Source organism: Nocardia macrotermitis (genome assembly GCF_009604405.1).
GTDB classification, from domain to species: Bacteria; Actinomycetota; Actinomycetes; order Mycobacteriales; family Mycobacteriaceae; genus Nocardia; species Nocardia macrotermitis.
Genome location: NZ_WEGK01000006.1, coordinates 185,365 through 200,443, shown reverse-complemented (window position 1 = coordinate 200,443; position 15,079 = coordinate 185,365). Strand labels below are relative to the sequence as shown.

Genomic DNA, 15,079 nt, shown 5'->3' with positions numbered 1-15,079 from the left:
ATTGGCTCAGGTACCGGCATCGGTTCGATCCCTCCCGTATGGTGAGCACCATGCTGCGCCAAGAACGCTGCCTCACTTGGACATCCGTGCTGCTGACAGCGTCCGTAGCCAGCGATGATAACCCGCTCGCCGACACTTCCGGACCGGCACTGCCCCCGATGGTGGGAATGACATGAAAGTCCCATTCGACCTGATCGAAGGTTTCGGCAAGGTAGCTCGCAAACGTCCGATGTTTGTGATCGGCATCTGGATAGTACTCGCCGGCATCCTGAATATCGCGGTCCCGCAAATCAGTTCGGTGGCCTCGTCGCATTCGGCGGATTTCATCCCCAGAGATGCACCCGCGGTACGCGCACTTCAGAACATGGGAATCACGTTCCACGAGTCCACTTCGTCCGGTTCGGCCTACATCGTGCTGAATCGTGTAGGGGGCCTTACGGATGCCGACCGGGCATACTACGGAAAACTCGTCGCCGCGCTGCGGCACGACACCGCGCACGTGCAGTCCGTGCAGGATCTGTGGGGCAACCCGACCACCGCGCCGGCGGCGCTGAGCGCGGACAAGACCACGGTCTACGCCCTGGTCCGATTGGTCGGCGACTCCGGCACATCCGCGTCCACCGCGTCGGTGCACTCCATCCGCACCACGATCGATGGCCTCGCGCGGCCACCGGATCTGACGGTGCTGACCACCGGTCCCGCCGCCACCATCTCCGACGAGTTCGCCGGGATCGAATCCTCGCTGCCGTTCGTCACCGCGCTGACGGTCCTGTGCATCATGATGGTGCTGTTCGCGGTCTACCGCTCACCGGCCGCGGTCGCGATACCGCTGGCGACCATCGGTCTGGCCCTCGCGGTTTCGAACGGGACCGCGGCGTTCCTCGGGATGCACGGGATGCCGCTGTCGATCTTCTCGGTGTCGCTGCTGTCGGCGATCGTGCTGGGCGCGGGGACCGATTACGCGATCTTCCTGATCAGCCGCTACCACGAGGCCCGCCGGACCGGCGCATCCCCGACCGAGGCGATGACGACGAGTTATCCGCGGATCGCCGCGGTGATCCTGGCGTCGGGCCTGGTCGTCACGCTCACCTGCGCGGGCATGTCGGTGACCCGGATCGGCCTGTTCCGCACGGTCGGATTGCCCTGTGCGATAGGCGTTTTCGTCACGCTGCTGGCCGCGCTCACGCTGACTCCGGCGCTGATCGCGCTGGCGGTCCGGATGGGCATGCTCGAACCGCGCAAGCAGTCCGGGCGGTCCCGGTACTGGCGGTGGATCGCGGTGCGCACGGTGCGGCGGCCCGCTCGCGCGCTGGCGTTCTCGCTCGGCGGGCTGATCCTGCTCGCCGCGGTCATCCCGACCATCCACCTGAGCTACGACGAGCGTCGGGCCCAGCGCGCGAGCACCGACAGCAACCGCGGCTACGACATCGTCGCCGAGCACTACCACGGCAATATCCTGCTGCCCGAATACGTCACTGTCACAGCCGATCACGACCTGCGCAACACCAAGGACTTCGCGGCGCTGGAATCGGTGTCGGCGGCGGTGGCGAAGGTGCCCGGGGTGATCTCGGTGCAGTCGATCAGCCGCCCGCTGGGGACGACGATCCCGGAGAGTTCGCTCGGATATCAGGCCGGGGTGGTGGCCGACGGATTGTCCGGTGGTGTGGTGCAACTCGCCGCCGCACAACCGCAGATCCACCAATTGACCGACGGCACAGGACGTTTGGCCGATGGTGCGCGGGCGCTGCACGAGGGTTCGCAGCAGCTCAGCGCGGGGATGAAACAGGCCGTCGCGGGGTCCGGGCTGCTGGTGAACGGTGACGTCCAGCTCGACAACGGGCTGACCGCGGCGCGATCGGGCACGAAACAGCTGCGCGACGGCGCGGATCAGCTGACCAAGGGCTCGCGGCAGCTCGCGGACGGCGTCGGTCAGGCCCTCGCCTTCCTGAACGCCCCGCAGAGCAACCTGATCGCGCTCCGCCAGCAAACTGCCGCGACCCCCAACTGCGATGCCCAGCCGATGTGCGCGGCATCGAAATCCCTACTGGCATTTCTCGATTCGACTCCCGCCGGACAGGCGCTGACCAACGCACAGCGACTACAGAACGGGGTCCAGCAGGTCGCGGACGGCAATCGCCGCCTCGCCGACGGCCTCGCGCAGCTCGACGACGGACTGACCCGGGCCGGCAACGGCACCAGCGCGCTGCTGGACGGCCAGCGCAAGCTCGACACCGGCCTGCATCAACTCGACGCGGGCACGGACCGGCTCGTGGACGGCAGCGCCCAACTCGCGGACGGTTCCACCCGGGTCGACGACGGCGTCACCCTGATGACCTCGCAACTGACCCGATTGCAGAACGGGCTGAAGACCGCGTCGGACTATCTGAGCGAGTTGCGCCGAAATACCAACGCGGGCAACACCGGTGGCTTCTACATCCCGCAGTGGGCCATGTCGCGACCCGATCTCCAGACCGCGATCGGACTGTTCATCTCCCCCGACGGCCGGATGGCGCGGATGATCGTCACCGATTCCGGGGATCCGTTCAGCACCCAGGCGATGGACCGCACCGGTGCGATCCTGGACACCGCGCGACAGGCCGTGCGCGGCACCGACTTACGCAATGCCGCTGTCGAAACCACCGGCCTCACACCGACTTACCGCGATCTGCGTTCGATGGCCCTGCGCGATTTCGCCACCATCGTGGTGCTCGCGAGCCTGCTGGCCCTGATCGTCATCGCGGCGCTGATGCGCAGCCTGGTGGTGCCGCTGTACGTGGTGGGGTCGGCGATCCTGTCGTTCGGCGCGGCTCTGGGACTGAGTGTGCTTGTCTGGCAACACATCCTGCATCAGCCGCTGCACTGGGCGGTGCCGTCCCTGGCGTTCATCATCCTGGTGGCGGTGGCCGCGGACTACAACGTGCTGCTGACCTCGCGGGTGCGGGACCGGATGCTGCAATCGAGTACGGGTCTGCGTGGTTCGCCCCGCTCGGCCATCATCCACGCGGTGACCTCGACCGGCGGCGTGATCACCACTGCCGGTGCGGTTTTCGCGATCACCATGCTCGCGCTCACCGCCGCCGCGACCGGTAATACCGCGCAGGTCGGCTTCACCATCGGACTCGGTCTGATCATCGACACGATGGTGGTGCGGACCATCGTGGTCCCGGCGATCGCGGCATTGCTCGGGGCGCGGAACTGGTGGCCGGTGGTCCGGCGGCGGCCGCGGTCCGATGCCGCGCCACCTGTCGATTCCGATGCCGAGGACGACGAAAAAGTCTGTGTCACATGATATTTCGAGGGAGGATCGAGCCATGACCGAAACCGGCGCTCGCGTCGCGTTCATCTTCTCGGGGTACGGCGCGCTGTGGGAGGGCATGGGCGTCGCACTGCTGCACCAGGACGCGACGTTCCGCGCGGCGATCCGGGAGGTGTCCGGGCATTTCGACGAGAATCTGGACTGGTCCGTCGAGGAGCAGCTGAAATCGGCGCGGACCGGGGACTATCGGAATCTGACCGTCGGCGGTCCGGCGATCTTCGCGGTCCAGTACGGCCTGATCCGCGCGCTCGCCGAACGCGGCATCACCCCGTCGGTGACCGTCGGGGTGAGCTTCGGTGAATACGCCGCGGCCACGGCTTCCGGGATTCTGGCGCTGCCCGAGACCTGCCGGCTCGTCGCGGCCTCGGCGCTGGCGTTGAAGGCCGCCAACGGAATTGGCGGTACCGCTACCGCGGCCATCTCCGAGGATCGCGCCCACGACATCGTCGCCGCCTCGCACGGCGACATCCAGATAGCCGTGGTCATGTCCGAGGGCGGGGTACTGCTCGCGGGCACGGACTCCGCACTGCACGAGCTGGGCACGCAATTGGCTCGCGAGGGTCTCTATTACCGTGTGCTGGAGGAGTTTCCGTATCCCTACCACTCGCCGCTCATGGCCGGTGTCTGCACCGCGTTCCGGCAGCAGATGGACAGCGTGCGCACCGCCCCCGCCACCGTTCCCATGATCTCGACCGTAACCGGCGACTACGTCGAAGGTACCGATCTCGACATCGACTACTGGACAAAACATTTCGTCACCACGACGCTGCTCCAGCAAGCCGCCGCGCGCGCCGCCCGAACCGAAACGGTCTTCCTGGAGGTAGGTCCCCGGCCCCACCTGCAAACCCCCTTGCGCACCCACCGCGGCCCCGACGGCGAACGCCTGCTCGTCCTGCCGACCCTCACCCGCCACAAGCCCGGCACCGCGGCCCTGGACGAGGCCGCGGAACGTATCCGCGATCAGTGAGCCGCGTCGGCGTTCCCGGCCTTCCACTCCGGCCAGGGGACGTTCCAGTCGCCGAGGCCGTCGGTGCCCGGAAGTATGCTTCCCACAGTGTTTTTCACGATCGCGATGTCGCCGCGCTTGGCGTTCTCGTAGACCCAGTGGGCGTCGGACGGACTGAGGTTGAGGCAGCCGTGGCTGGTGTTGGTGTAGCCCTGCTGGCCCACCGACCAGGGGGCCGAGTGCATGAAGATGCCGCTGTAGGACATGCGGGTGGCCCAGTCGACGCGGCTGCGGTAGCCGCCGGGTGCGGTCGCGGCGACGCCGAAGGTGGAGGAGTCCATGATCATGTGGTCGAAGCGATCGCTGATGATGTAGATGCCGTTGTTGGTCGGTGAGGACGCCTTGCCCATCGAGGTCGGCATCGTGCGCACCACCCGGCCGTTGTGTTCGACGGTGACCATCTTGGTGTTGTCGTCGGCGGTGAAGACCACGGGATCGCCGATGGTGAAGTTGGAGTGGATATCGCTGTCGCCGGTGAGGCCGCGGCCCAGATCCCGGCCGTAGGTGTTCACGGCGATGATGACGTGGGTGCCCGGCGCCCAGAAATGCTCCGGCCGCCAACGCACTTCGCGGTTGTTCACCCAGTAGAACGCGCCCGGGACCGCGGGCGTGGTGGTCACCTCGATCGCGTTCTGCGCCGCGTGCCGGTCCGGAATGTCCTCGTCGAACTGCACCGCGACGGGCTGCCCGATCCCCACCACCTCGTTCTCCCCCGGCAGCAGCCACGGATGCGTGCGATTCGCCGGTTGCATCGTGGTGAAACTCACTGTCCGGGTGTCCGCCCCGCCGATCCCGATCGCCGTGGCCCGCAACCGATAGGTCCGCCCGAACCCCAGTTGCTCCCCCGCCTGCCAGGACCGCCCGTCCGCCGCGATCCGCCCCGCCACCGCCCGCCCCTCCGGCGTCAACAGCGACACATCCGTGAGCAGCCCGTCCTCGACCCGCACCCGAACCGCCTCTGCCACAGACACATTCACCGCACCATCGGCAACCGGCGGCACAATTTTCGGCATGATCATCGCCGACAGCGGCCGCCGCTCGATCACCACCACCGCGTCCCGCGCATGCCCCCCACACCCCGCCACCGACACCAGCACCACAACCGCCCACGCCATCCCCCGCTGCCGTCGGCCCACAGGCAACCCCGTTCCAGTCGGGCACACCCGGACCACCGGCTGCGCAACTCACCAGACACCAACCCCCTCATCCTGCCAGCCACCCCCACCCCACCCCCGCAACGACACCACCCCACCTGACCAGGCGATTTCACTTTCCCCCCAACCAACTGTTATCGTTTCCCAGCACCGCAACGGAGCCCACCGGCCCCGAAACGGAACATTGCACCAGCGCCATTAGCTCAATTGGCAGAGCAGCTGACTCTTAATCAGCGGGTTCGGGGTTCAAGTCCCTGATGGCGCACATTAAGTAGCCTCTGACCAGTGCGGATAGCACCGGCCGGAGGCTTTCTTTGTCAAGGTGCAGCCATCGCCGTCGGCGAGAGGGCAGGCATCTCTCCAAGGATCGCTTCATCGTCGACCTGGAACGAATGGCGGTGAGCACTCCAGCCTTCGACACCAGTCACCCGACAACACGCCCCGTACCGGCACCCCAGTAACTCTGCGCCTGATCGGCCAGCGCTGACCTGCTCGACGACCGCACGCTGACGATGCGCGGGCTGAGCCTCGACCAGGAGCAACGGCAAGTCGCCTGACGCCGCATGGAACCGGTAGGTGGCGAACAACTCAGCCGATGGAGTTTGACGAGAAATACCAACCGGTCGGACATATTCGGCGGGAACGAGAATTCCCCTCGGAACCGCACATTTACCGCGACACCGACATAGATACCGATCGGTTCGTTAGCTTCTGCAACACATGAGTTTACTGCATCTCATGGCCGCGATTCAGGAGATACACCCCGCCTTCGCGCAGGCCCCCGAGCGGGGGAGGGCCTTTGCAGGTCGCGAGATTCACGAGGCCAGGGACGCGGGTAGCAAACGAGTGCAATTCTTCCGCATCCCCATTGCGACGCGGTAGATGGGTTTGTCGTCATGCTGATTCTAATAGTGGCGACACACGTTTGCCCCGACAAAGATCATTGGCACCGGTTCGGCGATTTGCTTGCAGACATAGCGGCAGGGGGTCATCGAGCGGCAAGGTACGTTGACCATTTGGGGGTATCATGCTAATCAGTAATATCGATCTCCTGAACACTCTATCGAGCGCGGAGATATCAGCCAATGCCAATCATGGACGCGAGATTCCTCGAACCTTCTATGATCGCAGATTGGGTGAAGTATGGTCTCGGGCGCGCGCATCCAAAGCATACGCACACCTATCCGATTATAGTTTCGACAGCTTTCAGCTGCTACCGACCACCGACAAGGATGAGATAAAGAAAAACCCATGGGATTTCATTATCGATGACGGGTCAGGGGCGGTAAAATATTATGAGACCACAGGAACGAGTGGTCTCGTCACACCGACGCCACGGACGGCAGACGATATCATTTGGAATACTGTTTCGGTAGCCCGGGCGTGGCTCGATCTCCTCCGTGACGACGACCGGGTCGCCGTGCTGTTGCCATCGGATATCGTGCCTGTTGCCGATTTGATTGCCGGCGTCTGCGAATATCGCAGAATTACGCACACCAGGAATTACCCCTTCACCACGGGAGTCTCGGATTGGGATCGGCTGATCCGGCTGTGGGAGGTGTATCGGCCAACTGTGCTGTTCGGCGCACCCGGTCTAGCTCTGCAGTTGATGCGGCTGCTGCAGCATCGCGGGATCTTCACCGATGTCGCCGCGCACATCCGCGCAATCATGCTTCTCGGCGAAGTCAGCACACCCGCTTTGCGCGATCGCCTGGGTAGCTGGTGGGGCGCCGAGGTCTTCGACGCCAGCTACGGCAGCACCGAGACCGGGACGCTCGCTGCCGCATGCGACCACGATCGACAGCATCTCATGACAGCAACGAACTACTTCGAACTATCCGACGGAAACCAGGTTTCCCCCTTGGAATCCACCGATTCCGGAATATTGGTCACAACCCCATTGAACTTATTCGCCAGGCCGCTGCTGCGACTGGATACCGGCGACGAGGTAACCGTGCATCGTGATTGCTCCTGCGGCAACCTGGCACCGTCGATAACAGTGCATGGGAGGTCTTCGGATGCGGTCACCATCGCTGGTAATCCGCTGACGATTCGATCTGTCGAGGATGTCGTATACGGAGCCACTGCCGCCACGGGGTATCTGATCGAAATCGATTCCGAAGGGCAGCGGGCCAGAATCCTCTTGGAGCGAGGATACAATACGAACAGGCTGAACGAAGATGAGCAGATCGCCGATCTGCAGAATCGGTCCGAGTTCGCTCTGGGATTCCGTTGGCATCAGTCGATATTCGTGAATTCCCTGCCGGTCATCACCAAGAGTGGCGGCTCGCAAAAGAGCTGGAAACGGTCGAATATTCGAGTTCTGGAGGCGCTGTGACTTCGTCGAATGTCACCCCTTTCGGCGTCGACGGCGGAACAGGAACCGGCGAGGGCGACCTGTGGTGCACCTACGCGGCGATTCGAACACTGTCCTGGTTGGGGCGAACACAAGAAATTGCTCACCGCGACGAGACGGTGGAATTTCTGCTGAGCAAACTCAACAGCGATGGCGGCTATGCGTGGAACCGGGGAATGGCCTCGGACGCGTGGGCCACCTTCTACAGCACACAAGCATTGGCGGATCTCGGGCATCCCGTTCCCGACACCGAACGCACCGCTGAATGGCTGGCACAGACGTGGTCGGGGGAGGCGTTCGCGATGATGCCCGGCCAAACACCGGACGTATGGGCCACCCACTTCTCTACGCGGACAGCGCTCGAAATCTGCGGTATCGACGTCCCCGACCGTGATCGACTGTTGGGCTGGTTGCGGCGGCTGCAGACCAGCGTCGGCGGCCTGGGGTGGACGCCCGAACATGCCGAACGTGGCATTGCCGACGTTAGGGCATGCCACTACGCCACCACGACCTTCCACACTCTCGCCGACACCGATCACCACACTGAACTGCCATGGCGGGCAGCGGACCTGATCGCATGGATCCGACATCAGCAGATGCGAGGCGGTGGATTCCGATTCGCCGAGACCGCGACCGATCCCTGTATGTGGGCGACCTACCGCGCCACCGCAAGCTTGGCCTGGCTGAGAGCGAAACCCGCTGAGCCAGTCCAAGAATGGATCGACAATCATCGCGGCCGAACGGGTGCCTACGTTCGTTGGAGCGGCTACGACGTCGAAGATGTATGGGCCTCGTTCTGTGCGGTCGGGACGTTGCGCGCACTCGGGAGCACACCACCGGCAGCCGAAGCGATCGCCGCCCACATCGCGACGATGGCGGTCGCATCCGGCGGCTACACCTACCGGGACACGCGCTCGGCCGCTGATGTGTTGAGCACGTCGGCGACAATTCTGTCGACACCCGGCAGTAGTGAAGAGGCGCGATTGCGCGCATGGATCCGGGGATGCCAGCTTCCGAACGAAGGTGGCGTGATGTACATGCCCGCCCGGGGCGCGGAGGTCCGCTCGACCTTGTGGGCGCTGACCGCAGGCGCCTTCGATGATCAACCGGAGGCGAGACAGCGCATCGCGGAATGGCTGACCGCACTGCAGAACCCCGACGGTGGTTTCGGATACTGGGAAGGCCGAGGATCAGATCTGGTGTCCACTGCGGCGGCGACCGAGATCATCTACCAACTGGGGGCACCGATCGAATTGATCGTCGATGCCGACGCGTTGGCATCGTTCGTCGTGACATGCAGTGTCGACGACGCGGACTATGCGTCTGTTCCGGGTGGTCAGCCGAGTCTGCGTGCGGGACTGCAGGCAGTGCGAATTCTGTCCACCGTAGCCGAAGCACGAACCGACACCGCAGTGCGGCTGCTGACAGCGCATCGGGTTCGTGGCGGTGGATGGGCGAACGAGAGCAATCGCGTGCCGGATCTTCTGTCCACCTACGAGGCGGTGGCCACCTGCGATCGTCTCGGGCTCGCTGTCGATACCGACCATCTGCATCGCTTCGTGGATCGAGTCAGTGCCCCGGACGGCATTCGATGGAGTCCGTTGGCCCCGGGGACAGGTGGGGCGCTGGCCGGATGTCTCGGGTCGCTGCTGCGTCAGCGGCTCTCCGATCGTGCGGCGACCGTGCCCGCGCTGTCACTGTCGTAGGCACAGCTGCGATGCCGACCATCGATATCTCCACCACTTCCGCACTGCCACCGGCACGCCGCAAGGCGGTCTCGGTCAGGCTCGCCCGCTGGTTCGCCGACCGCGGAGTGGCACCGGCCCACGTGATCGTCAGCTTCCACGAACTGGGGTCCAAGTCTGTCTTCAGCGGCGGGATGCCGCTGGACATGCTGGCCAGCGATGAGTACCCGGTGGGCTACATCTTGGTGACATGCCGACTCGGACCTGGGCGTGACGATCACTTTCGGGCGTCGCTCGCGGAGTTCCTGCGGACCGCGTTGAGCGCAGTCGACGGGGTGCCGTTCATCTACATCGAATTCCGAATCACGTTGCCTCAGCACGTCTTTCTGGCGCGCGAGGGCGTCATGGCGCGCGCCGACGTGTCCTGATGACACCGTGTGCCGTGCCGCGGCACGTACCGACACCACCTACCGAGAGGTTGATGATGACTCAGACCCCATCAGCGGAGCAGATCAGCACCCGTGTGCGAAACACACTACGGTCCGTGCTCGGGGAGGCGCTCGACGCTGTCGCCGATGCCGACGAACTGCGGGAACGCCTCGGTGACCGATTCGACAGCTTGCGGGCGGTCGAATGCATCACGCGCATCGAGGAGGAATTCGGCATCGAAGTCGACTTCGTAGGCCACGATGTGCGTTACGAGTTCGCCAGCCTGGAACGCATTGCCCGATTCGTGAATTGGCAGTTGGAAGACCAGCGCGCCGTGGAGGGAAGCACCGCTGGTGGTCATTAGCCTGCACGGCGACGAAATTTCCTTTGCCACATCGGGATCCACGGGCACCTCGACGCGGTGGGTGCGGACCTTCGCGCAGATCCGTGCGGAAGTGACGGTCGTGGCCGCACGGCTCGGTCCGATCGGCCAGATCGTCAACTTCGCACCGACCGGACATCTCTTCGGACATTTATACGGGGTGGTGCTGCCGGAGACTCTGGGCGTCCCGGTGCACCACGGCTGGCACCACCCGGCCGCGGTGCCGACTATCCGTCCTGACGTTGCCACGCTGCTGGTATGCCTACCGTCGAGTTGGCCGATCGTGCGCAGCATGGCCCGCAGTCTGGCCGCGTTGCCCGCGGTCGTGGCATTGCACGGCACCGGTCCGATCGTGCCGGCTACCCGCACGGTGATCGAGCGACTCGATGGTGGGAACTTCCGCGTAGTCGAGATTTTCGGTTCGACTGAAACCGGTGCGATAGCCACCCGCGCGGTCGAGGCCACCGGGTCGCAGCCGTTGTGGAGCCTGCTGCCCGATGTCGACCTGATCGCCGAGGTGGACGGTGGTCCGCAACCGTTGCGGGTGAGCAGTCCACGGCTGGGACGAAACGAGACGATGGCCGACTATCCGCAGGTATTGGTCCTCGACGATCTGGTCGAGCCTCAGGCGGGCCGGTTGTTCGCGCACGCCGGGCGCGCCTCACGATTGATCAAGGTCAACGGTGTCCGGTGTGACCTCGACGCGGTCGAAGCCCACGTGGCGCTGCTTCATCCGGGCTGCGAGGTGGCCTGCGTTGCCGACCGTGACACGTTGCGCGGGGAGCATTACGACCTGTTCTACAGTGCGCCCGCGCCCGGCCCGACACCCGAGCAGATCTGGTCGGTGTTCGGTCGTTTCCTGGGACCAGTTCCGCTGCCTCGGTCCGTATGTCGAGTCGAGGGCATCCCTCGGTCAGCGACCGGCAAGGTCCTCACGGAGCGGGTGCGTGGGCTCGCGCGAGCTACCGCTCAACCGACCATTGGATTTACCTGACGTCACAAAGGAGTACAGCATGAGTCCACGAGTCGTAGTCGTCAGTGGTGGCGGCACCGGAATCGGACGTGCGACTGCGCAACGGTTCGCGCACAGCGGGGAGCAGACGGTCCTGCTCGGACGTCGGCTCGATCGTTTGACCGCTGCGGCACAACATATTTCCGACACGGTCGAGGGAGCTCTCGCCCCTGCCGTCAGTGCCGGTGATCTGAGCCGAGTCCAGGATGTCGAACGCATCGTCGCTGACCTCGAGAGCCGGTTCGGCGGCATCGACGTGGTCGTTCACGCCGCCGGCGGCAACGTCGAGTTCGCCGACGACCCCCACCGCGGCGAGACCGTGCCCGCAGCATCGGCGCTGCAGACGATTGCACGGCGATGGAACGACAACCTGGCCAGCAACGTCTTGTCGGCGGTGCTGCTGTCGGAGGCGGTGACCGGAATACTCGCCGACAACGCCCGGATCGTGTTGTTGAGTTCGATCGCCGCCTATCGGGGGTCGGGCACCGGATCGTACGCGGCGGCGAAAGCGGCGCTGCATCCTTACGCGTTCGATCTGGCCGCGCGGCTCGGTCACCGCGGCGCGACGGTGAATGTGGTAGCACCGGGATATGTGTCGGGCACGGAATTCTTTCATGGCAAGCTCACCGAGGCCCGTGAAAATGTCCTCATCGGCCAGACATTGGTCAGCCGCGCCGGCAGCCCCGAAGACGTCGCCGAGACCGTGCACTGGTTGAGCTCACCTGCCGCCGCGCACATCAGCGCGCAGATCATCCAGGTCAACGGTGGCGCGCTCTACGGCCGATGAGCAAGCCGACCCGGTGCCGCGACTCCCGTCTGCCGTGGCGGGAGTCGCACGGCACAACCTATTTCGACGGACGGCTCACCAGGATCGGAGTCTTGTGTGTGCGTGGGTTGAGCTCGAGCCGGGAGACGATCTCGATGGTGAAACTCGCCGGGTCCGAAGCGGTAGCCGAGGCCAGCCGGTAGACCTCGCTGAGGATCTGTGCACGCAGGGTGTCGGTGAGGTCCTCGGGTGCGTTCGTCGCGGCGATGACGGACACGATGAGCCGTTCCTCGGCTGCGCCGTGGTCGAGCAGGATCACTTGCGCCCGACGCACTGCGGGGTCGGCCTCGGCGGTGGCGACGAGTTCTTCTGCGGTGAGCAATACAGAACGGAACTTGATCTGTGTGTCGGCGCGGCCGAGCACGCGCAGTCCGGGAGTCGTTGCGCCGCACCCACAGTCGACGTGTTCGCCTCGATCGCCGATGCGGTAGCGCAGCAAGGGATTGATCGCCTGCGGGTGGATGTTGGTGATCACGATCTCCCCGCCGACGAGTTCGACGCGCTGGTAGGGCAGCGTGTGAAAGACGTTGGTGCTGCACGACGGGCCGCTGTGCCCGACCACCCAGGTCTCGGTCGAGCCGTATACCCCGTAGCGGTCGGCTTCCGGGAGCAGTTCGCGCACCAAACGGTCTGTGTGCTCGTCGAAGGCTTCACCAGTCCACAGCAGTTTGTTGATGAATTGTGGCGGTCGGTGGCCGCTGCGCGCACAGGCTTCGAGAAGCTGTGCGATCTGGCTGGCGGTGCCGTCGAGTGCGGTGACTCCTCGCTGCTCGAAGAACTCCAGCCATTGCGGCACTTCCTTATCGTCGAGCGACCCGAAAGCCAGGCAGATCGCGCCGGATTCGGCCGCGACCGCGTTGAAGAAGTTGTGCGAAGACCACAGCCTGCCCGGACTGTATATATTGGCGATGACGTCGTTGCTGCTGAGTGGTCTCCACTGGGTGAGGATGTCGGGCACGAACATGTCGGCGGGGATCAGGCTCAGCTTGGGCGCGGACGTGGTTCCGCCACTGGCGTAGAGGTACGCGCTGGTGTCGTTCTGCCGGATCTGCTGCAGGAGTTCGGGAAAAACCAGTTCCAGATCACTCTTGGACAGCAGCGGCAGCTCGGACAAGGTCACAGAGCGGCCCGTGGCGAGGAAGGGAAGATAACGGTCGGCCACACTCGGCAGTCCGGCCAGGCGCCGCAGCAACGGTGCGATATCGATCGTGTGCGAGCCGGGGTCTGGGGACGGACGGTCGGAGGGCGCCTCGAGAGCGGTCACCGGGATCCTTTCTGTTGTGCCGCACGGTCATCGGCACGTGTCAACGTGAAACTCAGTGCAGCGGTGAGCACGGCGAGTGCCGTCATGATCAGCAGGGCCAGCGAGAATCCGGTGAGGCTGCCCCACCGCGCGGTGGCCGCCAGGAACACACCGCCGATGCCCGCCACACCGAAGGACACCGCAGCGTTGGATGTGGTCATGATGGTTCCTGAGGCCGCCCCGGATTCCTGCGCGGTCACCCGGGTCAGGATCGCCGCGATCAACGGCGCGACGACGAAGCCCTGGGCGATTCCGGTGGCCAGCAACGCCAACTCGAGCAGCGCGACGTGTAGGAAGTCGTTCTGTGCCAGCGCGTACAGCATCAGCCCTCGGGTGAGAGCCATGAGCAATCCGCCGATCACGGGCAGCGGCACACGACGTACGGTGCGGATCTGCCCGGTCAACAGGGACCCGATCATGAACCCCGCCCCGAGCGGCGCGAACTGCAACCCGGCAGTGAGAGCGCTGCGCCCCAACCCGGATTGCAAGAAATACGACAGCAGCATGTTCAGTGCTGCAGTACCGGAGTAGTAGGTGAACACTGTCAGCACACCCAAACCGAAGCCGCGATGGCGCAGGGCCGCAGCAGGCAACAGGGTCGTTTCGCCGCGGCTGGACAGTCGCCGCTCACGAATCACGAACAACACCAGCACGCCAATGCCGAGCGCGGCACTGATCCACAACGTGGTCGACCGCCCGCGTGCCGCCCCCGTCGCCAGGGGCACGAGCAAGGTCGTTAGTCCGAGGGCCAACAGCACGGGACTGGCTACCGGCAGCCGTGCACGAGTCGTGGCCGGACCGGCCGGGACCACCCACGTGGCGATCGCGACAACGGCAAGGGCAGGAGCGAGATCGACCAGAAATACCGTGCGCCAACCGATATGCAGCGGGTCGAATGTCAGCAGCAGTCCGGCGATGGTCTGCCCGCAGACGGTGGCAGCGCCCAGTGTCGCACCGTAGATGCTCACCGCGCGCTGCTGCGCGGCGGGAGGAAAGGTCGCGCGGATGATGGACAGCACCTGCGGCAGCATCAACCCCGCAGCAAATCCCTGAATGACTCGGGCGCCGATGAGCATCCACAACGACGGTGCCGCAGCACTACCCAGGGCTGCGATCGCGAAAAGCGCTGTCCCGACCAGAAATACGCGTTTACGGCCGAAGGAGTCTCCAAGACGGCCACCGGTGATGAGAGTGCAGGCGTAGGCGAGTGTGTAGGCAGTGGCGATGAATTGAGCGCTGGTGAACCCTGCGCCGAAAGCCTTTTCAGCCGAGGGAATGACAGCGATGACGACGAAGACGTCCACGGTTCCGACGAACGACGCGAGAAGCAGAGCCGCGAGTGCCAGATTTCGATCTCGGGACGACCGGTAGTGCCGGGTCGTTTCGGCGGTCGTGTGCACGGCATGAACGTAACAATCTCGCGAGCAGCGTTGTAGGCCTCGATTCGCGATCGCGTGAGAACTATTGGTTCTGAGGAATGAGAAACAATGGAATTGAGACATCTTCGGTATTTTCTGGCGGTCGCGCACAGTGGCAGTTTCGGCCAGGCATCGAACGCACTGCACATCGCGCAATCGGGCCTGTCGCAACGGATCCGGTCACTCGAACGA

General features: G+C 64.6%; 11 protein-coding genes, 1 tRNA gene and 1 pseudogene. 10 read left to right on the top strand and 3 right to left on the bottom strand.

The genetic code is table 11. The annotated features are described in order from the left end of the window. Positions 1-172: 172 nt before the first annotated feature. Together NRB20_RS16320 and NRB20_RS16315 are read left to right on the top strand one after the other, a co-directional pair. Positions 173-3,289, top strand: a complete 3,117-nt coding sequence (locus NRB20_RS16320) for an MMPL/RND family transporter (protein ID WP_153410984.1) — start codon at positions 173-175, stop codon at positions 3,287-3,289. A 22-nt stretch (positions 3,290-3,311) separates the two neighbouring features. Next, positions 3,312-4,283 carry an acyltransferase domain-containing protein gene (locus NRB20_RS16315; RefSeq protein WP_194289883.1) on the top strand — a complete coding sequence of 324 codons (972 nt, stop codon included), beginning with the start codon at positions 3,312-3,314 and terminating at the stop codon, positions 4,281-4,283. Here NRB20_RS16315 and NRB20_RS16310 read toward each other — a convergent pair. Next, positions 4,277-5,437, bottom strand: a complete 1,161-nt coding sequence (locus tag NRB20_RS16310; RefSeq protein WP_153410982.1) for a L,D-transpeptidase — start codon at positions 5,435-5,437, stop codon at positions 4,277-4,279. The genes NRB20_RS16315 and NRB20_RS16310 overlap by 7 nt on opposite strands. A gap of 231 nt (positions 5,438-5,668) precedes the next feature. Between NRB20_RS16310 and NRB20_RS16305 the strand changes: the two genes are divergently transcribed. From NRB20_RS16305 to NRB20_RS16275, 7 genes are all read left to right on the top strand, one after another. After that, positions 5,669-5,741: transfer RNA gene (locus NRB20_RS16305), tRNA-Lys, on the top strand. Between the two features lie 867 nt (positions 5,742-6,608). Continuing rightward, positions 6,609-7,814, top strand: a complete 1,206-nt coding sequence (locus NRB20_RS16300) for a phenylacetate--CoA ligase family protein (protein ID WP_194289882.1) — start codon at positions 6,609-6,611, stop codon at positions 7,812-7,814. Continuing rightward, a complete protein-coding gene (locus NRB20_RS16295) occupies positions 7,811-9,538 on the top strand; it encodes a prenyltransferase/squalene oxidase repeat-containing protein (protein WP_319944993.1) in 1,728 nt (575 codons plus the stop codon). Before NRB20_RS16300 ends, NRB20_RS16295 begins: the two co-directional genes overlap by 4 nt. A gap of 11 nt (positions 9,539-9,549) precedes the next feature. Further along, positions 9,550-9,945, top strand: coding sequence for a hypothetical protein (locus NRB20_RS16290; protein ID WP_153410980.1), 396 nt, complete (start codon positions 9,550-9,552; stop codon positions 9,943-9,945). Then, positions 9,945-10,310, top strand: coding sequence for an acyl carrier protein (locus tag NRB20_RS39595; protein ID WP_406603836.1), 366 nt, complete (start codon positions 9,945-9,947; stop codon positions 10,308-10,310). The genes NRB20_RS16290 and NRB20_RS39595 overlap by 1 nt, the downstream gene beginning before the upstream one ends. 100 nt (positions 10,311-10,410) lie before the next feature. Further along, positions 10,411-11,322: an acyl-CoA synthetase gene (locus NRB20_RS16280; RefSeq protein WP_194289881.1), complete on the top strand. Its 912-nt coding sequence runs from the start codon at positions 10,411-10,413 to the stop codon at positions 11,320-11,322. A gap of 19 nt (positions 11,323-11,341) precedes the next feature. After that, complete coding sequence (locus tag NRB20_RS16275) at positions 11,342-12,127, top strand: SDR family NAD(P)-dependent oxidoreductase (protein WP_153410977.1); 786 nt, start codon at positions 11,342-11,344, stop codon at positions 12,125-12,127. A 58-nt stretch (positions 12,128-12,185) separates the two neighbouring features. On the opposite strand, the gene NRB20_RS16270 is transcribed toward NRB20_RS16275, so the two are convergent. Both NRB20_RS16270 and NRB20_RS16265 read right to left on the bottom strand, forming a co-directional pair. After that, on the bottom strand, positions 12,186-13,430 hold the full coding sequence (locus NRB20_RS16270; RefSeq protein ID WP_153410976.1) for an AMP-binding protein: 1,245 nt from the start codon (positions 13,428-13,430) through the stop codon (positions 12,186-12,188). Further along, positions 13,427-14,998: an MFS transporter gene (locus NRB20_RS16265; protein ID WP_153410975.1), complete on the bottom strand. Its 1,572-nt coding sequence runs from the start codon at positions 14,996-14,998 to the stop codon at positions 13,427-13,429. Before NRB20_RS16265 ends, NRB20_RS16270 begins: the two co-directional genes overlap by 4 nt. Between NRB20_RS16265 and NRB20_RS39590 the strand changes: the two are divergent. After that, positions 14,957-15,079: pseudogene (locus NRB20_RS39590) on the top strand (LysR family transcriptional regulator); the annotation flags it as partial. The gene NRB20_RS16265 and the pseudogene NRB20_RS39590 overlap by 42 nt on opposite strands.

Coding starts and splice junctions, on each gene's coding strand:
- NRB20_RS16315 (WP_194289883.1), top strand. CDS start 3,312: ATGACCGAAACCGGCGCTCGCGTCGCGTTCATCTTCTCGGGGTACGGC.
- NRB20_RS16290 (WP_153410980.1), top strand. CDS start 9,550: ATGCCGACCATCGATATCTCCACCACTTCCGCACTGCCACCGGCACGC.
- NRB20_RS16310 (WP_153410982.1), bottom strand. CDS start 5,437: ATGGCGTGGGCGGTTGTGGTGCTGGTGTCGGTGGCGGGGTGTGGGGGG.
- NRB20_RS16320 (WP_153410984.1), top strand. CDS start 173: ATGAAAGTCCCATTCGACCTGATCGAAGGTTTCGGCAAGGTAGCTCGC.
- NRB20_RS39595 (WP_406603836.1), top strand. CDS start 9,945: ATGACACCGTGTGCCGTGCCGCGGCACGTACCGACACCACCTACCGAG.
- NRB20_RS16275 (WP_153410977.1), top strand. CDS start 11,342: ATGAGTCCACGAGTCGTAGTCGTCAGTGGTGGCGGCACCGGAATCGGA.